20 protein-coding genes and 1 riboswitch are annotated in these 18,665 nt (G+C 65.8%); of the genes, 8 read left to right on the top strand and 12 right to left on the bottom strand.

Annotated elements, in window-relative coordinates; all coding sequences use genetic code 11:
* The 12 genes from CVM52_RS11245 to CVM52_RS27970 form a co-directional block, all read right to left on the bottom strand.
* Positions 1 to 517, bottom strand: a 517-nt coding sequence (locus CVM52_RS11245) for a bifunctional hydroxymethylpyrimidine kinase/phosphomethylpyrimidine kinase (protein WP_205964938.1), incomplete at its 3' end; no start/stop codon positions are given.
* Between the two features lie 111 nt (positions 518 to 628).
* Positions 629 to 1,090 carry a hypothetical protein gene (locus tag CVM52_RS11240; RefSeq protein ID WP_100162590.1) on the bottom strand — a complete coding sequence of 154 codons (462 nt, stop codon included), beginning with the start codon at positions 1,088 to 1,090 and terminating at the stop codon, positions 629 to 631.
* Between the two features lie 98 nt (positions 1,091 to 1,188).
* Entirely contained in the window at positions 1,189 to 2,433 is a 1,245-nt protein-coding gene (locus CVM52_RS11235; protein ID WP_240620938.1) for an agmatinase family protein, read from the bottom strand.
* Positions 2,414 to 3,181, bottom strand: a complete 768-nt coding sequence (locus CVM52_RS11230; RefSeq protein ID WP_100162588.1) for an ABC transporter ATP-binding protein — start codon at positions 3,179 to 3,181, stop codon at positions 2,414 to 2,416. Before CVM52_RS11230 ends, CVM52_RS11235 begins: the two co-directional genes overlap by 20 nt.
* Positions 3,178 to 3,990 (bottom strand): ABC transporter permease, encoded by an 813-nt coding sequence (locus CVM52_RS11225; protein ID WP_100162587.1) that lies wholly within the window; start codon positions 3,988 to 3,990, stop codon positions 3,178 to 3,180. The genes CVM52_RS11230 and CVM52_RS11225 overlap by 4 nt, the downstream gene beginning before the upstream one ends.
* 195 nt (positions 3,991 to 4,185) lie before the next feature.
* Entirely contained in the window at positions 4,186 to 5,238 is a 1,053-nt protein-coding gene (locus tag CVM52_RS11220; RefSeq protein WP_100162586.1) for a putative urea ABC transporter substrate-binding protein, read from the bottom strand.
* Between the two features lie 88 nt (positions 5,239 to 5,326).
* Positions 5,327 to 5,436: riboswitch (guanidine-I (ykkC/yxkD leader) on the bottom strand.
* A gap of 171 nt (positions 5,437 to 5,607) precedes the next feature.
* The gene (locus CVM52_RS11215) at positions 5,608 to 6,309 is read right to left on the bottom strand and encodes an ABC transporter ATP-binding protein (protein ID WP_100162585.1); all 702 of its coding nucleotides are present in this window, start codon (positions 6,307 to 6,309) and stop codon (positions 5,608 to 5,610) included.
* 3 nt (positions 6,310 to 6,312) lie between these two features.
* Positions 6,313 to 7,056 (bottom strand): ABC transporter ATP-binding protein, encoded by a 744-nt coding sequence (locus CVM52_RS11210; RefSeq protein ID WP_100162584.1) that lies wholly within the window; start codon positions 7,054 to 7,056, stop codon positions 6,313 to 6,315.
* A gap of 1 nt (position 7,057) precedes the next feature.
* Entirely contained in the window at positions 7,058 to 8,023 is a 966-nt protein-coding gene (locus CVM52_RS11205; protein ID WP_100162583.1) for a branched-chain amino acid ABC transporter permease, read from the bottom strand.
* Positions 8,023 to 8,946 carry a branched-chain amino acid ABC transporter permease gene (locus CVM52_RS11200; protein ID WP_205964937.1) on the bottom strand — a complete coding sequence of 308 codons (924 nt, stop codon included), beginning with the start codon at positions 8,944 to 8,946 and terminating at the stop codon, positions 8,023 to 8,025. The genes CVM52_RS11205 and CVM52_RS11200 overlap by 1 nt, the downstream gene beginning before the upstream one ends.
* Before the next feature lie 67 nt (positions 8,947 to 9,013).
* Positions 9,014 to 10,195: an ABC transporter substrate-binding protein gene (locus CVM52_RS11195; protein ID WP_100162582.1), complete on the bottom strand. Its 1,182-nt coding sequence runs from the start codon at positions 10,193 to 10,195 to the stop codon at positions 9,014 to 9,016.
* Positions 10,196 to 10,263: 68 nt separating this feature from the next.
* A complete protein-coding gene (locus CVM52_RS27970) occupies positions 10,264 to 13,002 on the bottom strand; it encodes a benzoate-CoA ligase family protein (RefSeq protein WP_100162581.1) in 2,739 nt (912 codons plus the stop codon).
* Between the two features lie 91 nt (positions 13,003 to 13,093).
* Here CVM52_RS27970 and CVM52_RS11185 point away from each other — a divergent pair, with 91 nt between their 5' ends.
* The 8 genes from CVM52_RS11185 (at position 13,094) to CVM52_RS11150 (ending at position 18,607) form a co-directional block, all read left to right on the top strand.
* The gene (locus CVM52_RS11185; RefSeq protein WP_100162580.1) at positions 13,094 to 13,864 is read left to right on the top strand and encodes an IclR family transcriptional regulator; all 771 of its coding nucleotides are present in this window, start codon (positions 13,094 to 13,096) and stop codon (positions 13,862 to 13,864) included.
* A gap of 91 nt (positions 13,865 to 13,955) precedes the next feature.
* Positions 13,956 to 14,381 carry a holo-ACP synthase gene (gene acpS / locus CVM52_RS11180; protein WP_100162579.1) on the top strand — a complete coding sequence of 142 codons (426 nt, stop codon included), beginning with the start codon at positions 13,956 to 13,958 and terminating at the stop codon, positions 14,379 to 14,381.
* Positions 14,382 to 14,434: 53 nt separating this feature from the next.
* Positions 14,435 to 15,268 (top strand): signal peptidase I, encoded by an 834-nt coding sequence (gene lepB, locus CVM52_RS11175; RefSeq protein WP_100162578.1) that lies wholly within the window; start codon positions 14,435 to 14,437, stop codon positions 15,266 to 15,268.
* Positions 15,265 to 15,948 (top strand): ribonuclease III, encoded by a 684-nt coding sequence (gene rnc, locus CVM52_RS11170; RefSeq protein WP_100162577.1) that lies wholly within the window; start codon positions 15,265 to 15,267, stop codon positions 15,946 to 15,948. Before lepB ends, rnc begins: the two co-directional genes overlap by 4 nt.
* Positions 15,949 to 16,054: 106 nt before the next feature.
* On the top strand, positions 16,055 to 16,963 hold the full coding sequence (era, locus tag CVM52_RS11165) for a GTPase Era (RefSeq protein WP_100162576.1): 909 nt from the start codon (positions 16,055 to 16,057) through the stop codon (positions 16,961 to 16,963).
* A 69-nt stretch (positions 16,964 to 17,032) separates the two neighbouring features.
* Complete coding sequence (locus tag CVM52_RS11160; RefSeq protein WP_100162575.1) at positions 17,033 to 17,365, top strand: DUF1491 family protein; 333 nt, start codon at positions 17,033 to 17,035, stop codon at positions 17,363 to 17,365.
* Positions 17,365 to 18,120 (top strand): DNA repair protein RecO, encoded by a 756-nt coding sequence (gene recO / locus CVM52_RS11155; RefSeq protein ID WP_100162574.1) that lies wholly within the window; start codon positions 17,365 to 17,367, stop codon positions 18,118 to 18,120. The genes CVM52_RS11160 and recO overlap by 1 nt, the downstream gene beginning before the upstream one ends.
* On the top strand, positions 18,113 to 18,607 hold the full coding sequence (locus CVM52_RS11150; protein ID WP_100162592.1) for an SAM-dependent methyltransferase: 495 nt from the start codon (positions 18,113 to 18,115) through the stop codon (positions 18,605 to 18,607). The genes recO and CVM52_RS11150 overlap by 8 nt, the downstream gene beginning before the upstream one ends.
* Positions 18,608 to 18,665 lie beyond the last annotated feature (58 nt).

The raw sequence follows: 18,665 nt of genomic DNA, 5'->3' as shown, positions 1-18,665 counted from the left end.
CGGCGATCAGCTGCCGCGCGGCGGCGATCGCCTGCGGCAGCGTATCGGTGGCTTGCCCGGTCAGCCAGCCCAGCTCAAACGCGTTCGGGGTCAGCGTGTCGGCCAGCGGCACCAGCCGGTCGCGCGTGGCCGTGGCCGCGGCCTCGGCGATGTAAAGGCCGGTGGCGTCATCGCCCAGGATCGGATCGGTGATCACCCTGATCTGCGGGTTCAGCCGGCGCAGCCGGTCGATCAGCTGGCAGGCCAGCTCGACATGCGCGGGGCTGGGCAGATAGCCGGTCAACAGCGCGTCGTGATCGCCCAGCCAGCCATTGGCGGCCATCGCCTGAACCATGCCGTCCAGCTGATCCGGTGGCACCTGTGCGCCGGAAACATGGGCAAATCCGGGATGGTTCGACAGGATGACGGTGGGCAGCTGCGTCACGCGATGCCCCAGCGCCTGCAGCACCGGGGCCGCGGCGGACAAGCCGACATGGCCGGTGGCCACCCAGCTGGACAGCGCAAGTACCTTGGTCAAATTCACCCCCCCCCGGATATGCGTGGCAGGGTGCCGTGCCGGGGCCGTCAAGACAAGGGGAAACACCCCGGCCAGCTGCGGGAAACGCCACGGTGGGAGCGCCGTCCGGACTCAGCCGCCGATCTCGGCCTTCCGGGTGGCCAGGAAATCGCGGATATCCAGCAGCGATTTTTCATCCATCGACACGTAAACCAGCGCCATATTGGTGCGTTCGCGGATCATCGGGCCGGGGAAGGGCAGATAGCTCAACTCGCGCGAGCCAAAGGACGGCGCGGCGGTGCCGACCTGCCATTCGGTTTTCAACTCGACATCCACCAGCTTCAGCACCTTGTCGCCGCCGGCGCCGGGCCGCTCGAAGGGGACGCCGGCCAACCGCAGATAGGCGGCCTTGTCGGCGGCCTGCACGAAGCCGTCGATAAACTGGGTGGCGAGGATTTGCAGATCGGCGGCCTCGTCCTCGGGCTGGAGATGCGAATGCAGGTGATCGGCCTGGGCATGGTTGTGGCCCTGCCCGTGCGGGTGGGGATGATCGTCGTGATGGTGGTGGTGATGGTGCGGGTGATCATGTGGCATAGGCGTGGCTCGTGTAGAAATATGTCGGCCGGGCGCGGCCCGGGCGGGGCGCCCGGGCCGGGGGCAGGCTGTGTCGGGGCACCGGATTTCCCTGGACGTTACCTGGCATTCGACCACCGGTGGCCTTCGAATTCGCCATGCGGAATGCTGACCGGCTTGTCGATATGCGCCTTGTGCTTGCCCAGCGTGCCGTTGCTGACCATCGCGCCCAGCACATCGACGATCACCCGCGTGCCCATCAGCGCGGTGATGTCCGAGGTGTCGTAGGGCGGGCTGACCTCGACCAGTTCCATGCCGCAAATCCCCTCGGCCGCAACCTTCGAGGCCAGCGCCAGCGCCTCGCGCGGCAGGAAGCCGCCGGGCTCGGGCCAGCCGGTGCCGGGAACAAAGCCGCAATCGATGCTGTCGATGTCGAAGGACATATAGACCATGTCGACCCCGTCCCAGGCCATTTCCAGCGCCATCTCGGCGGTCTTGTCGATGCCCATCTCCTCCATGTCGGACATGGTGATGATGTTGGTCTGCCGCTCGCGCGCCACCTTCACCGCCTCGCGCGGCACCTGCCAGCCGCCGATGCCGACCTGCACCAGGTTCTTGGCCGGCACGTTGGGCATGTTGGTGGCGTGGAACCAGGGGGTGGTGTGCATCCGCTCGTCCAGATCCTTTTCCTGGATGTCGGCATGGCGGTCGAAATGCACGATCCCGATCTTCTTCGAGGTGCATTCGGCGATGCCGCGCACGCAGGGAAAGCCGATGGAATGGTCGCCACCGATCATGATCGGCAGCGAGCCCGAGGAAAACACATGGCTGACCGCGCGGCTGATCTGGTCGAAGGATTTTTCCAGGTTGGCCGGGATGGTGAACACGTCGCCGGCGTCGCACAGCGTCATCTGTTCGCGCAGATCGACGCCCAGCTCGTAATTATACGGCGTGTACAGCGCCGAGATCTTGCGCACGCCCTGCGGGCCAAAGCGGGTGCCGGGGCGATAGGTGGTGCCGCCGTCAAACGGGATGCCCAGCACGGTGGCGTCGTAATGCTGCACCTCGGTCACGTCCTCGGCATAGGGCGCCTTGAGGAAGGTGTTGATGCCGGCGTAATGCGGCAGTTCACCCCGCGCGAAGGTGGGGATCGACTTGTCCTCGATGCTGTCGGCGCCGGTCAGGCCCATGCGCAGCGCCCAGCGGCGTTCCTCGTCCCAGCGGCCCTCGGGCAGTTCGCCCTCCTTTTGCAGCGCCTTCCAGCCGCGCAGCTTGGTCAGGTCCGGGTGATGGTGCCGCGCCTCGCTGCGGCGCTGGTCGGCCGGATGATGCGAGCGGCTGCGTTCAGGCGGGAAGCGGAACATGGGTCTTCTCCTTGATCGTCTGGAAAGGGATGCCGCCATTGCGGGCATCGAAATCGTAAGTGATGGTGGCGCCGAAGGCTTCGGGGTCGTCCGGGTCCCAGCGCGGCTTGTCGAACACCAGCACGCGGTCGCCCAGCTTGAAGCCTTCGGACAGGTCATGGGTGACCATGAACACGGTCATGCCGGTTTCGGCCCGCAGTTCGGTCAGGAAATCATGCATCGACAGGCGGGTGCCCGGATCGAGCGCGCCAAAGGGTTCGTCCAGCAGCAGGATCCGCGGCCGCGCGGTCAGCGCCTGGCCGATGGCCAGCCGCTGCTGCATCCCGCCCGACAGGGTGGCGGGGTACTGGTCGGCCACATGCGCCAGGCCGATCCGCGCCAGCACGGTATCCGCGCGTTCGCGTGCCGCGCGTTTTTCGGCGCCGAAAAAGCGGCCCCAGCGGTGCTGGAACGCCTCGCCGGCGACGATATTGTCGCGCACGGTCATATGCGGGAACACCGAATACCGCTGGAACACCACGCCGCGTTCCAGTCCCGGTTCCACCGCCGGCGGGTTGCCATCGATGCGGATCTCGCCGCGGCTGGGCCGTTCCTGCGCCAGCAACAGCCGCAAGAAGGTGGATTTGCCGCAGCCCGAGGCGCCGACGATCGAGATGAACTCGCCTTCCTCGACGGTGACGTTCACCCGGTCGAGGATCGGCCGCGGCCCGTAGGACTGGAACAGGTTTTCGACGGTCACGAAACTCATAGCCCCGCCTCCATCCATGGAAACGCCTTGCGGCTGAGCTGTTTCAGCAGCCAGTCGATGACGAAGGCCAGCAGCGTGATCCACAGCACATAGGTCAGGATCACATCCATGGCGAGATAGCGGCGCACCAGGAAGATGCGATAGCCCAGCCCGAGATCCGAGGCGATGGCCTCGGCCGCAATCAGGAACAGCCAGGCCGGCCCCAGCGACAGGCGGATCGACTGGATCAGCCGCGGCAGGATCTGCGGCAGCGCCACCCGCGCGGCGATGGTCAGGGTCGAGGCGCCCAGCGTCTCGGCCTTGACGATCTGTTCGCGCGGGATGTCCAGTACCCGCTGGCTCAGATCGCGGATCAGGAACGGGGTGATGCCGATCACGATCAGCACGATTTTCGAGGTCTCGCCGAGGCCGAAGATGATGAACAGGATCGGCAGGATCGAGAGCGGCGGGATCATCGACAGCACCGCGACAAACCCGGTCAGCGTGGCGCGCACATGCGGCAGCAGCCCGATCGCCAGCCCGGCGATCAGCCCGGTCAGGGCGGCGATGGCTGCACCGACGGCCAGCCGCAGCAGGCTCATCCCGGTGTCGTGCCAGAACAGGATGCGGCCCGAGCGCCGGTCGGGCTCGGTCAGCAGCCGCTGCGCGGTTTCGCCGATGGTGGCCAGCGACGGAAGCAGCTTGTCCTGCGGATTGGCGGCGAGGCGGAGTTCCGAGCCGACGCTATAGGCGCCGATCAGCAGCGCGAACGGCACCATGGCAAGGAACAGCGTCAGGGCGCGGCCCGGACGGCGGTTGATCAGGCGCATGCGGGTAATCCCTTGGGAAGCGGCCCCCTCCCTGACCCTCCCCCTGATCGGGGGAGGGAAGGCGCTTGGTTGACATCGTTGAGCAATACCCCCTCACGCGGGCGGCGGCGCAGGTTGCGCCCCGCTCCGGCGCGATCCCGTCCCTCGTCCAGAGGGCGGGACAGGGTGGGGGTGTTGCAGCCCATCGCGCGCGGCTCAGAGCGCGCCGTCCGCCGCCATCTGCATATAGGTCGGATCATAGCGGAACTGCACATTGCCGGCATCGCCGGTGGTCGAGCCGTCGGGATAGGCGACGCCGACATAATCTGCCGATGGCGCCCCTTCGCCCAGGATGCCCTTGTCGAACAGGAACTCGGCCACGCTTACCATCGTCGTTTTCAGCGCATCGCTTTCCACGAAGGCGACCGCCTCGGCCGGGTCATAGAACATCGCGGTGGCATCCAGCTGGGCCTTGTAGCCGGCCAGGTCGGTTCCCGCCGCCTCGGCCATCTCGGTCAGCGCCGCCTCGTCGCCCGCCGCCATCAGGCCCATCACCTCGTACCAGGCGCCGGTCAGCGCCTTGCCGAAGGCCGGGTTGTCGGCCAGCGTCTGGGTGTTGACGAACATGATGTCGATGATCTCGCCGGGGATGTCGGCGCTGTCGTAAAGTTTCTTGGCATTGGGGTCTTCCAGGATGGTCGAGACCAGCGGGTTCCAGGTGACCACCGCCTCGACATCGTCGGTCTGGAAGGCGGCGACCAGGTCGGCATCCGAGGTGTTGATGACCCCGCCCAGATCGGCCTCGCTCATGCCGATCTGGTCCAGCGCGCGGGCCAGCAGGTAATGCGACACCGACAGTTCGACCAGGTTCACCGGCTTGCCCGCCAGCGAACCGAGGTCGCCATCGCCCTTGACGATGATCGCGTCATTGCCGTTGGAATAGTCGCCCACGATCAGTGCGGTGGTGTCCACCCCGCCGCCGGCCGGAATCGACAGCGTGTCCATATTGGTGGCGCTGACCCCGTCAAAGGCGCCGGCGGTATATTGATTGATCGACTCGATATAGTCGTTGATCTGCACGATCTCGACGTCGATCTCGTATTTGTCGGCCCATTTGTCCATGATGCCCGAGCTTTCCAGATAGCCCCAGGGCATCCAGCCGGCATAGATCGACCAGGCCACCCGGAACTCGGATTTCTCTTCGGCCATGACGGGCGCCGCCATGACGGCCGCGATCAGTGCGGCGGACAGCATCTTGGCTTTGTGCATATTTGAACTCCCTGTTGTCGTTCCGCCAAAATTGTGCTGTCGGTCCGCTGGCGGAATTGGAGATAGGCGCGGTCGAACCGACGCAGTACTCTCCCGGGATTTTGGCCCGCCGTGTACCGGCGCGGAATTTGCCGCGCCGGCGGCATCTCTCGGACCTGGCTTTCCCGGTCGGGAAACGGAACCCTAGACGCCCTGCACCCTCAGCATGTCGCGGCCTGGGCCGTCGCACACAGCGCCCAACAGGGGGCGAGGGTGATTTTGCGTAAATCTGCCCAATTTATCGGCGGAATCGCCGGATCTGACCAAAGGCGCGCCGCTTCCGGTGCGCCGCCGCCGCCACGCCGGTGCGAATCCGCGGGCCACGCCCGATCAGAATTCGAGATAGCGATGGCGGATTTCGGGGTCGCCGTTCAGCTGGTCGCTGGTCCCGCTCCAGGCCACCTTGCCGCGCTGGATGATGTAATGCCGGTCGGCGATCTTCATCAGGTCGGCCAGGTTCTTGTCCACCAGCAGGATCGACATGCCCTGTTGCCGGATCGCCGTCAGCGCCTCCCAGATGCGCTTGCGCACCAGCGGCGCCAGCCCCTCGGTGGCCTCGTCCAGCACCAGAAGCTTCGGGTTGGTCATCAGTGCGCGGCCGATGGCCAGCATCTGCTGTTCGCCGCCGGACAGCAGGTTGCCCATCGATGCGGCGCGGGCCTCCAGTTCGGGGAACAGCGCATAGACCTTTTCGACGGTCCAGGGATCGGGCAGGCCCAGGTGGTTGCTGGCGGTGGCGATCAGGTTTTCCCTCAGCGACAGGTTGGGAAAGATCTGCCGCCCCTCGGGCACCAGCCCCAGACCCAGATTGGCGGTGCGGAAGCTGGGCATGGTGGTCACATCCTGCCCGTCGAACCGGATCGAGCCGCCGCTGGCCTTCACGATGCCCATGATCGCGTTGATCGTGGTGGTCTTGCCCATGCCGTTGCGGCCCAGCAGCGTCGCCACCTGGCCGGCCTGCAGGTCCAGGGTGATGCCGAACAGCGCCTGCGAGGTGCCGTAGTGGGCAGTGACGTCCTTCAGCTCAAGCATGCGTCACTCCTCGCCCAGATAGGCGTGCTGCACCGCCTCGTTGTCGCGGATCTCCTGCGGCGTGCCGGTGGCGATGATATGGCCATACACCAGCACCGAGATGCGGTCGGCCAGGGCAAAGACCGCGTCCATGTCATGTTCGATCAACAGGATCGAATGTTTGCCCTTGAGGGTGCGCAGCAGGTCGACCATCTCGTGCGATTCCTGGCTGCCGAGGCCGGCCATCGGCTCGTCCAGCAACATCAGCTCGGCTTCCGAGGCCAGCGCGATGGCCAATTCCATGCGCCGGTGTTCGCCATGGCTGAGCGCCACGGTCTGCTGCTCGGCCTTGTCGGCCAGGCCGACCCGGTCGAGATAGTCCAGCCCCTTGCGGCGCAGCCCGTCGACCGAGCGTGCCGCCTGCACGAAACGGAACGAATGCCCCTCGCGCGCCTGCAGCGCCAGCGCGACGTTGTCCAGCACGCTCATATCCATGATCAGCGAGGTGATCTGGAACGACCGGGTGATGCCCAGATGCGCGCGGCGGTGGGTGGGCAGGGCGGTGATGTCGCGGCCCTTGAACAGGATGCGCCCGGTATCCGGGCGCTGGGCGCCCGAGAGCTGGCTGATCAGCGTGGTCTTGCCGGCGCCGTTGGGGCCGATCACCGCGTGCAATTCGCCGGTTTCGACCGCCAGCGTCAGGTTGTCGGTGGCCTTGATGCCGCCGAAGCTTTTGTTCAGGCCCTGGATCTGCAGAATGTCGCCCATCTCAGCGGTCCTTGTTCCGGCTCAGCATGCCGGCCAGGCCGCCGCGCACGAACAGGACGACCCCCATCAGCAGCAGGCCGAAGGGCAGGTGCCAATAGATGGTGATGGTCGACAGCGCCTGTTCCAGCACGATGAAGACGATGGCGCCCAGCACCGGGCCCACCGTGGTGGCGGCGCCGCCGAGGATGACCATGAACATCAATTCGCCCGAGCGCGACCAGTCCATCATTTCCGGGCTGATGAAGGTGGTGAAATTGCCCAGCAGCGCCCCGGCATAACCCGCCATCGCCCCCGAGATGACATAGGCGACCAGCCGGAAGGCATAGGTGTTGAACCCCATCGTCGCCATGCGTTCGGGGTTGTTCTTGGCGCCTTGCACAACCATGCCGAACCGGGAATTCACGATCATCCGCACCAGCAGCATCGCCACCAGCAACGAGACATAGGCCAGCCCGAACAGCTGCAGCGGATTGTCCAGATTCAGCAGGCCCAGCTCGGACCGGGTGTCGATCACCAGCCCGTCATCGCCGCCATATTCCTCGATCGAGACGATCAGGTAAAAGATCATCTGCGCGAAGGCCATGGTGATCATGATGAAATAGACGCCCTTGGTGCGCAGGCAGACCAGCCCGGTGACCAGCGCGAACAGCGCGGTGACCGCGATGGCCAGCGGGAACTGGACATAGCCCGAGACCGTGGCCAGCCCGAGGCTTTCCAAACCGCCATACAGCCAGTGATGCGCCGGGATGCCCACCGCATAGGCGCCCAGGCCCACATAGGCGGCGTGGCCAAAGCTGACCAGGCCGCCATAGCCCAGGATCAGGTTCAGGCTGACCGCGGCGATGGCCAGGATCACCAGCCGTGTCGCCAGATCAAGGTAAAAGGGATTTCCGGTCCAGTAGAATACCGGCGGCAGCGCCGCCAGCAGCACCATCACCGCGATCGTCAGTCCGCCGCGCCCGCTCATCAGCGCACCTTGGGCGGGAACAGGCCCTGCGGGCGCAGCGCCAGTACACAGGCCATGATGATATAGATCAGCATCGCCGAGATCGCCGGCGCCGAGTTTTCCGCCGCGATCGGCGACATGAACAGTTTGAAGATGTCATCCAGGAAGGACCGGCCCAGCGTGTCGATCAGGCCGATCATCAGCGCCGCCAGGAAGGCGCCTTTCATCGAGCCGATGCCGCCGACGATGATCACCACGAAGGCGGTGATGATGATCGAGTTGCCCATGCCGATATTGGCCTCGGTGATCGGCGCCACCAGCATTCCGGCCAGCCCCGCCAGCATCGCCCCCAGCGCGAAGACCAGCGAGAACAGCAGCTGGATGTTGATCCCTAGCGCCGACACCATGGTCCGGTTCGACGCGCCGGCGCGGATCAACATGCCCAGCCGGGTATAGTTCACCAGCCAGAACAGCCCGCCGGCGGCGGCCAGCCCGGTGGCGATGATCAGCAGGCGGTAGGTGGGCAGAACCAGATCGCCGGTCAGCGTGACCTGGCCCTGCAGGAACGGTGGCAGGGGGACGGCAATGCCCTGGGGGCCCCAGATCAGATGCGCGGCGGTGTCCATCACCAGGATCAGGCCGAAGGTGGCCAGCACCTGGTCAAGATGGTCGCGGGTATAGAGCGTGCGCGCCACCAGCCGTTCCACCGCAAAGCCCAGCAGGCCGGTGATCGGCAGCGCGACCAGCACCGCCCACAGGAAATTGCCCAGGGCAAAAGTCAGCGTGGCGCAGATGAAGGCGCCGAACATGTAAAGCGCGCCATGCGCAAGGTTCACGAAGTCCAGAATGCCGAAGACCAGCGTCAGCCCCGACGCGACCAGAAACAGCAACAGGCCAAGCTGTAGCCCGTTCAGCAACTGTATGATGAAAAGCGAAATGTCCAACTGTCCTGCCTCTTGTGAAAATCGGCCGGAACGCGGGGCTCCGGCCGATTTCCTTACCCGGTTGCGATCAGTTCATCGAACATTCAGAGGCATAGCTGTCCTGGTGGTTCTCGTAGACGGTTTCGACCACCTTGGTGGTCCACATCCCGTCGGCATCCTCGATCACTTCGCGCAGATAAAAGTTCTGCACCGGCAGGTGGTTGTTGCCATAGGTGAATTTGCCGCGAACGCTGTCGAAATCGGCGGCTTTCATCGCGGCGCGGATGCCGTCCTGGTCGGACAGGTCGCCGCCCACCGCCTCGACCGCCGAGGCGATCAGCATGATCGCGTCATAGGATTGCGCCCCGTAAAAGGACGGGTAGGCGCCATGCTTGGCCTTGTAATCCTCCACGAACTTCTTGTTGGCGGCATTGTCCAGGGTCGGATCCCATTGCTGCGTGGTGCGCGAGCCCAGAACCGAGGTAAAGCCCGCCGCCTGCAGCTTGGGCAGGGACAGCGCGTCGACGGTGAACACCGAATACAGCGGCAGCGTGTCCTTCAGGCCGGCCTGGTCATATTGCTTGATAAAGGCACCGCCCGCGGCACCGGGGTAGAACACGAACAGCCCGTCCGCGCCCGAGGCCTTGGCCTTGGCCAGTTCGGCGGAAAAGTCGAGCTGCGCATCGGCGCCCCACTTGGTCAGGTCCTTGCCGGCGATTTCCCCCTTGAAGGTGCGTTCAACCCCGGCGGTCATGTCCTTGCCGGCGGCATAGTTCGGCGCCATCAGATAGAGCGATTTCACCCCCTGCCGGTTCAGCACCTCGCCCATTGCCATCGGCGTCTGGTCGTTCTGCCAGGAGGTCGAGAAGAAGTTCTTGTCGCACAGCTTGCCCGCCATCTGGCTGGGGCCGGCATTTGCCGAGATCAGGAACTTGCCGGCATCCAGCACCGATTTGCGCGAGGCCAGCAGCACATGCGACCAGATATAGCCGGCGACAAAATCGACATCGTCCTGCTTGACCAGCTTGTCGGTCACCTGTTTGCCGGTTTCCGGGGCAAAGGCGTCGTCTTCGAAGATCACCTCGATGTCGAGGTCGCCGATCTTGCCCCCCAGATGTTCGACGGCCAGTTCGACCGAATTCTTCATGTCGTTGCCGATCACCGCCGCGCCGGTGGTCAGGGTGGTGACAAATCCGATCTTGACGCTTTCGGCGCTGACGGCGCCCGCAAGGAAAGTGGCGGCCATGGCCGCCGTCAAATAAGTTCTCATGATTCCTCCCATTGGCTTACCCGGTTTGCCCGAGTCACACTGGTTCTTTTGTGCATTATATTGCCCATTTAGGCAATATCTTTCGCTTCTTGTTTCAGCCGCTGCCCCACCGCCTGCCGGTCGATCTTGCCGGTTCCGGTTTTGGGGAGATCGTCTGAAAAAACGATCAATCGCGGATATTTATGGGGTAAGAGTGCAGATTTTACGTAATCCTGCAACTGCTTTGCGGTCTCGCCTCCGCGGGCCTCGCCCGCACGCAGGCTGATCATGGCGCTGAGCGTCATGCGCCGGTCACCCAGTTCATGCGCGATCACCGCCGCCTCGTGCACCAGCGGGTGTTCGTTCAGACAGCGCTCCACCTCCAGCGGCCAGACCCATTGGCCCGACACTTTCACCAGGTCGTCGGCGCGGCCCTGGAAGTAAAAGAACCCGTCCCGTTCGACAAAGCGGTCGCCGGTATACAGCCAGTCGCCGCGCATGGTGTCCGCGGTTTTGTCCGGCCGGTTCCAATAGCAGGGGGCCGAGGAATCGCCGCGCACATGCATGATCCCGTCCGCGCCCGGCGGCACCGGTGCGCCGTCGCGGTCCAGCAGCTTGATCTCGTAACCGGGAACCGCCTTGCCTGCCGCGCCGAGGCGCTGCTCTTCGGCGGTGTTGGACAGGTAGACATGCAGCATCTCGGTCGATCCCAGCCCTTCGATCGGCGGCAGGCCGGTCAGCGCCTTCCAGTCGTTGAACACGTCTTCCGACAGGATCTCGGCCGCCGACATGCATTGCCGCAGGCTGGACAGGTCGTGCTGGCCCGGCGTCTCGGCCCGGCACAGCGCGGTGTACAGCGTCGGCAAGCCGAAAAACACCGTGGGTTTCCAGGTGTCGATCAGGTCGAGGATGCGCGCCGGGTCGGGCCGCCCCGGCATCAACAGGGTGGTTGCGCCGACCGAAAAGGGGAAGGTGACCGCATTGCCGAAACCATAGGCAAAGAACATCTTGGGCACCGAAAAGCAGATGTCATCGGCGGTCAGCTTCAGCACATGCGCGCCGAAGCTCTGCTGCGAATAGGCCATGTCGTGATGCAGATGGACGATGCCCTTGGGCCGCCCGGTGCTGCCCGAGGAATACATCCAGAACGCCATGTCATCCGGTGCGGTATCGGCGCAGTCCAGACTGTCGGGCTGACCATCCAGAAACTCCGCTTCGGGCACCGTCAATTTGCCTTCGGCATCACCGTTGACGATGACGATCTTGTCCAGCCCGGTGCCTGCCGTGGCCTCGTCCGAAAAACGCCGGGCAAATTCGGCCTCGCAGACCGCGATGCGGGCACCGGTATCGGCAAGGTAGAAATTCAGCAGGTCAGGCGTGGTCAGTGTATTCAGCAGTACCGGGACAAAGCCCGCGCGCACCGCGCCGAAAAACGCCGCCGGATAGGCCGGCGTGTCATCCAGGAACAGCGCCACCCGGTCGCCGCGTGCGAGCCCGGCATCGCGGAACGCGTGGCCCCATCGCGCCGCCTGGGCGCAAAGCGCGGCATAGCTCAGCGTGCCGGCCGGGCCGGTGAGTGCCGCCTTGTCGGGGTCGCGGTTCAGATTGTCCCACAACACCGCGCTGCAATTCGGGTGATCCGATTTCCTGAACCCGATCTGGCGCGCCGCCGGGCACTCGCCCACCGGATCGGTCACGAACTTCTGTTGCGCCTCGTAAGCGGCGATAAAACGCGGCGACAGCCTGCGCAGGCGCGCCATGTCGACCCGACCCGAACGGGTGACATAGTCAAAGGCGAACTCCAGCGGCGGTTTCGACATCTTGCCGGCGAAAACCTCGTACCAGGCGCAGGAGGTATTGGCCGCTTCGACGATCTTCCTGGCAATCGGCTGGCGCACCGCCTGATAGGTCTCCAGTGTTTCGGGCAGATCGCGATGGGTCTTCAGCGCCGCGACCAGGGCGATGGCATCTTCCAGCGCCAGCCGCGTGCCGGAACCGATGGAGAAATGGGCGGTATGCACCGCGTCGCCCAGCAGCACACGGTTGCCGCTGTACCAGCGGTCACACCACAGCTTGGGGAATTGCCGCCAGACCGATTTGTTGGCGACCAGCGGCGCGCCCTCCAGCACATCGGCAAACACGGTTTCGCAGCGCGCGGCGGTCTGCGCCTCGTCCATCTTGTCGAACCCCTCGGCGAAGAAACTCGCCCGGTCGCATTCGACGATGAACGTGCTCATATCCGGCGCATAGCGATAGTGATGCGCGTTCATCGCGCCCTTTTCGGTGGCGCGGAAGGTCTGGGTCAGCGTGTCGAAGGGCCGCCGGGCGCCGAACCAGGCAAAGCGGTTTTCCATATGGGACACGGTTGTGCCGAATGCTTCGGGATCCGCGCCGCGCACCAGCGAGTTCAGCCCATCCGCCCCGATGATCAGGTCGCCGTCCAATTCACCGAGCGAGGTGACGTGCTGGCCAAAGCGCAGTTCGGCCCCCAGGGCGCGCGCCCGTGCCTCGAGGATCAGCAGCAGCTGCAGCCGCCCGATGGCGGAAAAGCCGATGCCGTCCAGAACCACCTGTCCGGCCGGGTGGTTCAACGTCATGTTCTGCCAGCGTTCCATTTCCGGCGCGATCAGGTCATGGGTTTCCGGGTCGTCCGCCTTCAGAAAATCGAGCGCCTGGTCCGAGAACACCACGCCAAATCCCCAGGTCACCCCGCTGGGATTGGTCTCGGTCACGCGGACCGCCACATCGGGCAGGGCGCGGCGCAGCAGGATCGCGGTGTAGAGCCCCGCTGGCCCGCCTCCCAAAATATCAACGCGCTTCAAACTCATCGCGGCCTCCCTCCGAGAATCATGCTTTGCGCTTGGAGACGACTCTGCTAAGTTTTTCCATATTATGCAATTGATATTGCGGAGCAGAAAAATGAGCGATATTTCCGAGCCGGCAGACGCAACCGCGTCAGGGCCCTCGGGCGGGCTTCAATCCCTTGATTCCGCGCTGTTTCTTCTGGCTGTCCTGGCCGAATGTCCGGGGCCTGCGGCGCTGTCCGACCTGGCCAGGCGTGCGGGTATGCCGGTCAGCAAGGTGCACCGCTATTTGGCCTCCTTCGCGCAGGCGGGGCTGGTGCGGCAGACGGCGAAATCGGGGAAATACGACCTCGGACCGCAGGCGCTGAAGCTGGGGCTGGCGGCGATGGCGCGGCAGGATTTCGTCAACCAGACCGCCGACCGGCTGCCCGACCTGGTGGCCGAAACCGGGCTGACCGCGCTGTTATGTGTCTGGGGTAGCCACGGGCCAACCGTGGTCCGCTGGGAGCGGTCGGCAAATTACATCGTCACCGCGCTGGGGCTGGGATCCACCCTGCATTTGCTGAACTCGGCCACCGGCCGCGTGTTCCTGGCCTTTGCGCCGTCTTCGGTGATTGCCGAGGTGCTGGCGCGCGACGGCACGGCCTGGCCCGGCGATGTCGCGGCGCTGCGCGACCAGACCCGCGCCGATGGCTATGCCAGCGTGGCCGGAGACCTGATCCCCGGCCTTGCGGCGGTGGGCGCGCCGGTGCTGGACTGGCAGGGCGAGGCGCAGGCGGCGGTCACGCTGATCGGCACCGACCCGGCGATCGCTGCCCCCGGCGCCCCGGCCATCGCCGCGCTGACACGGTTCTGCGCGGCGCAGAGCGTCCAGCGCGCAGGGTAGGGGCGCCTGAGAAACAACTGGCTGGCCGGGCGTGTTTTCGTTATCTGCGCCGCAATTGCGGTGACGCGCCGCACAGCAGGGGACCGCCGCGATGATCCTGGGCATCGGCACCGATCTGGCCAATATCGAGCGTATCCAGAACACCCTGGACCGGTTCGGCGACCGGTTCCGCAACCGCGTCTTCACCGAGATCGAACAGGCCAAGGCGGAACGCCGCGCCGATACCGCCGGCACCTATGCCAAGCGCTGGGCGGCGAAAGAGGCCTGTTCCAAGGCGCTGGGCACCGGGCTGCGCATGGGCATCGCCTGGAAGGACATGGCGGTGTCGAACCTGCGGACCGGCCAGCCGGTGATGCAGGTGACCGGCTGGGCCAAAGACCGGCTGGATCAGATGACCCCGCCGGGGCACGAGGCGGTGATCCATGTCACCCTGACCGACGATCATCCCTGGGCGCAGGCCTTCGTGGTGATCGAGGCACGGCCGCTGGCCGCGACCGGCCCGGATGTCGTGCCTTGACTCGCGCCAGCCCGGGTCGCATGTAACCGCAAACGCGACAAGGGGCGGGCAGCATGACGGGCGAGAAGAAAAGCGGCTTTGTGGCCGAGACGGTGAAGACCATTGTGTACGCGCTGCTGATCGCGGGGGTGTTCCGGACCGTCTTTTTCCAGCCCTTCTGGATCCCGTCCGGGTCGATGAAGGAAACCCTGCTGATCGGCGATTTCCTGTTCGTCAACAAGATGAGCTATGGCTATTCCTATGCCTCGTGTCCCAGCGTGAGAATCCCGCAAATCGGCCTGGACGTCGATGCCGAGGACCTGTGCGGCTGGATGCGCGGCGGCAACAGCCGGCTGCTCGGCGGCGAGCCCGAGCGCGGTGACGTGGTGGTGTTCCGCCACCCGGTCAGCGGCAATGATTTCATCAAGCGCCTGATCGGCCTGCCGGGCGACCGGATCCAGATGGTACAGGGGCGGCTTCACATCAACGACCAGCCGGTACAGGTTGAAGAGGCTGGCATTTTTGCCGAACCCATGATGCCGCAGGGGCCCGAGGGCTCGCCCCCGCGCTGCGCCAATGCCCCGGTCGGCATGGGCGGCACCTGCGAGAAAGAGCGCGCCATCGAAACCCTGCCCAACGGGGTCAGCCACACCATCCTGAACATTGGCAACCAAAGCACCGACAATACCGGCGTCTTCGTGGTGCCCGAGGGGCATTACTTCTTCATGGGTGACAACCGCGACAATTCCACCGACAGCCGGGTCGACCAGATCGCCGGCGGCGTCGGCTATGTGCCCTATGAAAACCTGATCGGCCGGGCCGACCGGGTGATGTTCTCTTCTGCCGGACGCTCGATGCTGTATTTCTGGACCTGGCGCGGCAACCGTTTCTTCAAGGCGATCGAGTGAAGTTGTCGGCGGATCTGCAGGCGTTCGAACAGCGGATCGGGCACCGCTTCAACAAGTCCGAGCTGCTGATCCGGGCGCTGACCCACGGCTCGGCCTCGTCCTCGGCGCGGCCGGACAACCAGCGGCTGGAATTCCTCGGCGACCGGGTGCTGGGGCTGGTAATGGCCGAAGCGCTGCTGGAACAGGATACGCAGGCCAGCGAGGGGCAATTGGCGCCCCGCTTCAACGCGCTGGTGCGCAAGGAAGCCTGCGCCGAGGTGGCCCGCGAGATCGGCTTGGGTGAGGTGCTGAAACTGGGCCGCTCCGAGATGATGTCGGGCGGGCGGCGCAAACAGGCGCTGCTGGGCGACGCGATGGAGGCGGTGATCGCCGCCGTCTATCGCGATGCGGGGCTGTCGGCGGCACGGGCGATGATCCTGCGCCTGTGGGGGGACCGGGTTGCCCATGTCGACACCGATGCCCGCGATGCCAAGACAGCGTTGCAGGAATGGGCGCAGGCGCGCGGCCAGCAGCCGCCCAGTTACCAGGAACTGGCCCGCGAAGGCCCCGATCACGCCCCGGTCTTCACCGTGGGCGTGCGGCTGGAGGATGGCCGCACCGCCAAGGCGCAGGCCAATTCGAAACGCCAGGCCGAACAGGCCGCCGCTGCGGCACTGATGGCGAAACTGGGCAAGCGCTGAGCGGTTTCGCTGCTGGCACAAGTGCCGCGCGGCGCGCAGATTTCGCGCTCTGGCCCAGCCGGCGCAAATCCTGTACAGCATCTGGATTGCAACGCGGAACGGTCCCATGGAAAAACGCGCCGGATTTGTCGCCCTGATCGGCGAGCCCAATGCGGGCAAATCCACCCTGCTCAACCGGATGGTCGGGGCCAAGGTCTCGATCGTCACCCACAAGGTGCAGACAACGCGGGCGCGCATCCGCGGCGTCGCCCTGGAAGGCGAGGCGCAAATCGTCTTTGTCGACACGCCGGGCCTGTTCCGGCCGCGTCGCCGGCTGGACCGCGCCATGGTCGCCGCCGCCTGGGGCGGCGCTTCGGATGCCGATATCGTGGTGCTGCTGGTCGAGGCGCAGCGCGGTGTCACCGATGGGGTCGAGGCGATCCTGCAACAACTGGCCGAGATCGGCACCGGGCGCACCGTGGCCCTGGCCATCAACAAGATCGACCGGGTGCAATCCGGCGCGCTGCTGGCGCTCAGCAAGGAATTGAATGACCGGTTCGCCTTTGCCGAGACCTTCATGATCTCGGCCGAGAAGGGGCACGGGGTGGACGATCTGCGCCGCTGGCTGGCCGGGTCGCTGCCCGAGGGGCCGTGGCTCTATCCCGAGGATCAGATCGCCGACCTGCCGCTGCGGATGATCGCGGCGGAAATGACGCGAGAGAAGCTGACGCTGCGGCTGCACCAGGAACTGCCTTATCAGTTGACCGTCGAGACCGAGGCCTGGGAAGAGCGCGAGGACGGCTCGGCCCGGATCAACCAGGTGGTCTATGTCGCCCGCGAGGGGCACAAGGGCATCCTGCTGGGGCGCAAGGGCGAGACGATCAAGAATGTCGGCCAGGCGGCCCGGACCGAGCTGGAAAACTTCCTGGGCCGCCGCGTGCACCTGTTCCTGACGGTCAAGGTGCGGCCCAACTGGCTGGAAGAGGCGGAACGCTATTCCGAGATGGGGCTGGAGTTCCGGGACGGCAATGCCTGATCGGGCGGCGGGGGGTCTCTCCCAAATGTCTTCTTGCCCGAGGCGCCCCCTGGCAGGGCGGGCGGGCAGATGACCCGGCTGACGGCGGAATTCTGGGTGCATGCCTATCTGGCGCGGCTGCGGCTGGTCGGGATCCCGGCCTTCGTGGTGGCCCATGGCGATGACACCGGCGGCGCGGTCCTGGTCAAGCTCAACACGCTGGATGGGCAGGCCACCGTCTACCAGCGCTCCTTCGACCTGATGACCGGCGATCGCGCCTGGATCGCGCTGTCTTCCGGGGCCGAGGCCGAGGTCGACGCGGCGGTGAAGCGGCAGCGCAGCTTCGATCCCGATCTCTGGGTGATCGAGGTCGAGGACCGGGCCGGGCGCCACCTGCTGGACGAACCGGGGCTCAGCGACTGATGGAATGGCGCGACCATGGCATCCTGCTGAGCACGCGGCGCCATGGCGAGACGGCGGCCATCATCGAGGTGTTCACCGAAGACCACGGGCGCCATGCCGGCGTGGTGCGCGGCGGCGCCAGCCGCAAGATCGCCCCGGTGCTGCAACCGGGCGCACAGCTGGATCTGGCCTGGCGGGCGCGGCTTGAGGATCATATCGGCACCTTTCATGTGGAACCGCTGCGCAGCCGCGCCGCGGCGGCGATGTCCGGGCGGCTGGCGCTGGCCGGGTTGAACGCGGTCTGTGCGCTGGTCGGCTTCTGCCTGCCCGAACGCGAGGCGCATGGCCGGCTGTACCGGCAGACCGAACGGTTGCTCGACCTGCTGGGGCAGGACGAGATCTGGCCGCTAGCCTATCTGCGCTGGGAACTGGCGCTGCTGGAGGAAACCGGCTTTGGGCTGGATCTCAGCGCCTGCGCGGTGACCGGGGCGCAGGACGATCTGGTCTATGTCTCGCCGAAATCGGGTCGCGCGGTGTCGCGCGCCGGCGCCGGTGACTGGGCTGCGCGGATGCTGCCGCTGCCGCCCTGCCTGCGCGGCGAGGGCACCGCGCCCGATGCCGAGGTGGTGCAGGCGCTGCGCACCACCGGCTATTTCCTGGAACAGAAGCTGGCGCCGGAACTGGGGCACAGGCCGCTGCCCGAGGCGCGGGCGCGCTTTGTCGCCGCCTTCAGCCGAACGGTGCAGGGGGCCGCAAAAGGAGATGGGGATGAGTGACACCGGGATCCGCGGCGGCGAGACGCTGCTGGGCTTTGATCCGGCGGCGCAAGACGATGCCAGCCTCGCCTTTATCGGCGTGCTGCGCTCGGATTGGCAGCCGGGCAGTTGCCCGCGCAACATCCGCCAGGCCCGCGAAGCCGGCGGTGGCGGGGCGCGGATCGAACTGGCGCCCGGCTATGCTTCGGCACTGGCTGGCCTGCAGGTGGGCCAGGTGATCTGGCTGCTGACCTGGATGGACCGGTCGCGCCGCGACCTGGCACTGCAATCCCCGGCCCATGCCGACGGGCCGCGCGGCACCTTCTCGCTGCGCTCGCCGGCGCGGCCCAACCCGGTGGCGATGTCGGCGGTGCGCATCACCGCGCTGGTCGCCGAGGCCGGGGTGATTGGCATCGACGCCAGCGATGCCTATGACGGCACGCCGGTGATCGACCTGAAACCTTGGATCGCAACGGTGGATGTGCCGCCGGAAGAGCAACCGGGCTGACCGCCGAACCGCCTGGCCCGTGGCGGATCTGAGTATTTATCCAAGCGAAAAAGCCACC

Origin of the sequence: Pseudooceanicola lipolyticus (assembly GCF_002786325.1) — a bacterium.
Lineage (GTDB): Bacteria > Pseudomonadota > Alphaproteobacteria > Rhodobacterales > Rhodobacteraceae > Pseudooceanicola_C > Pseudooceanicola_C lipolyticus.
Note: the sequence above shows the minus strand (reverse complement) of the source record. Positions and strands in the feature narration are given on the sequence as shown.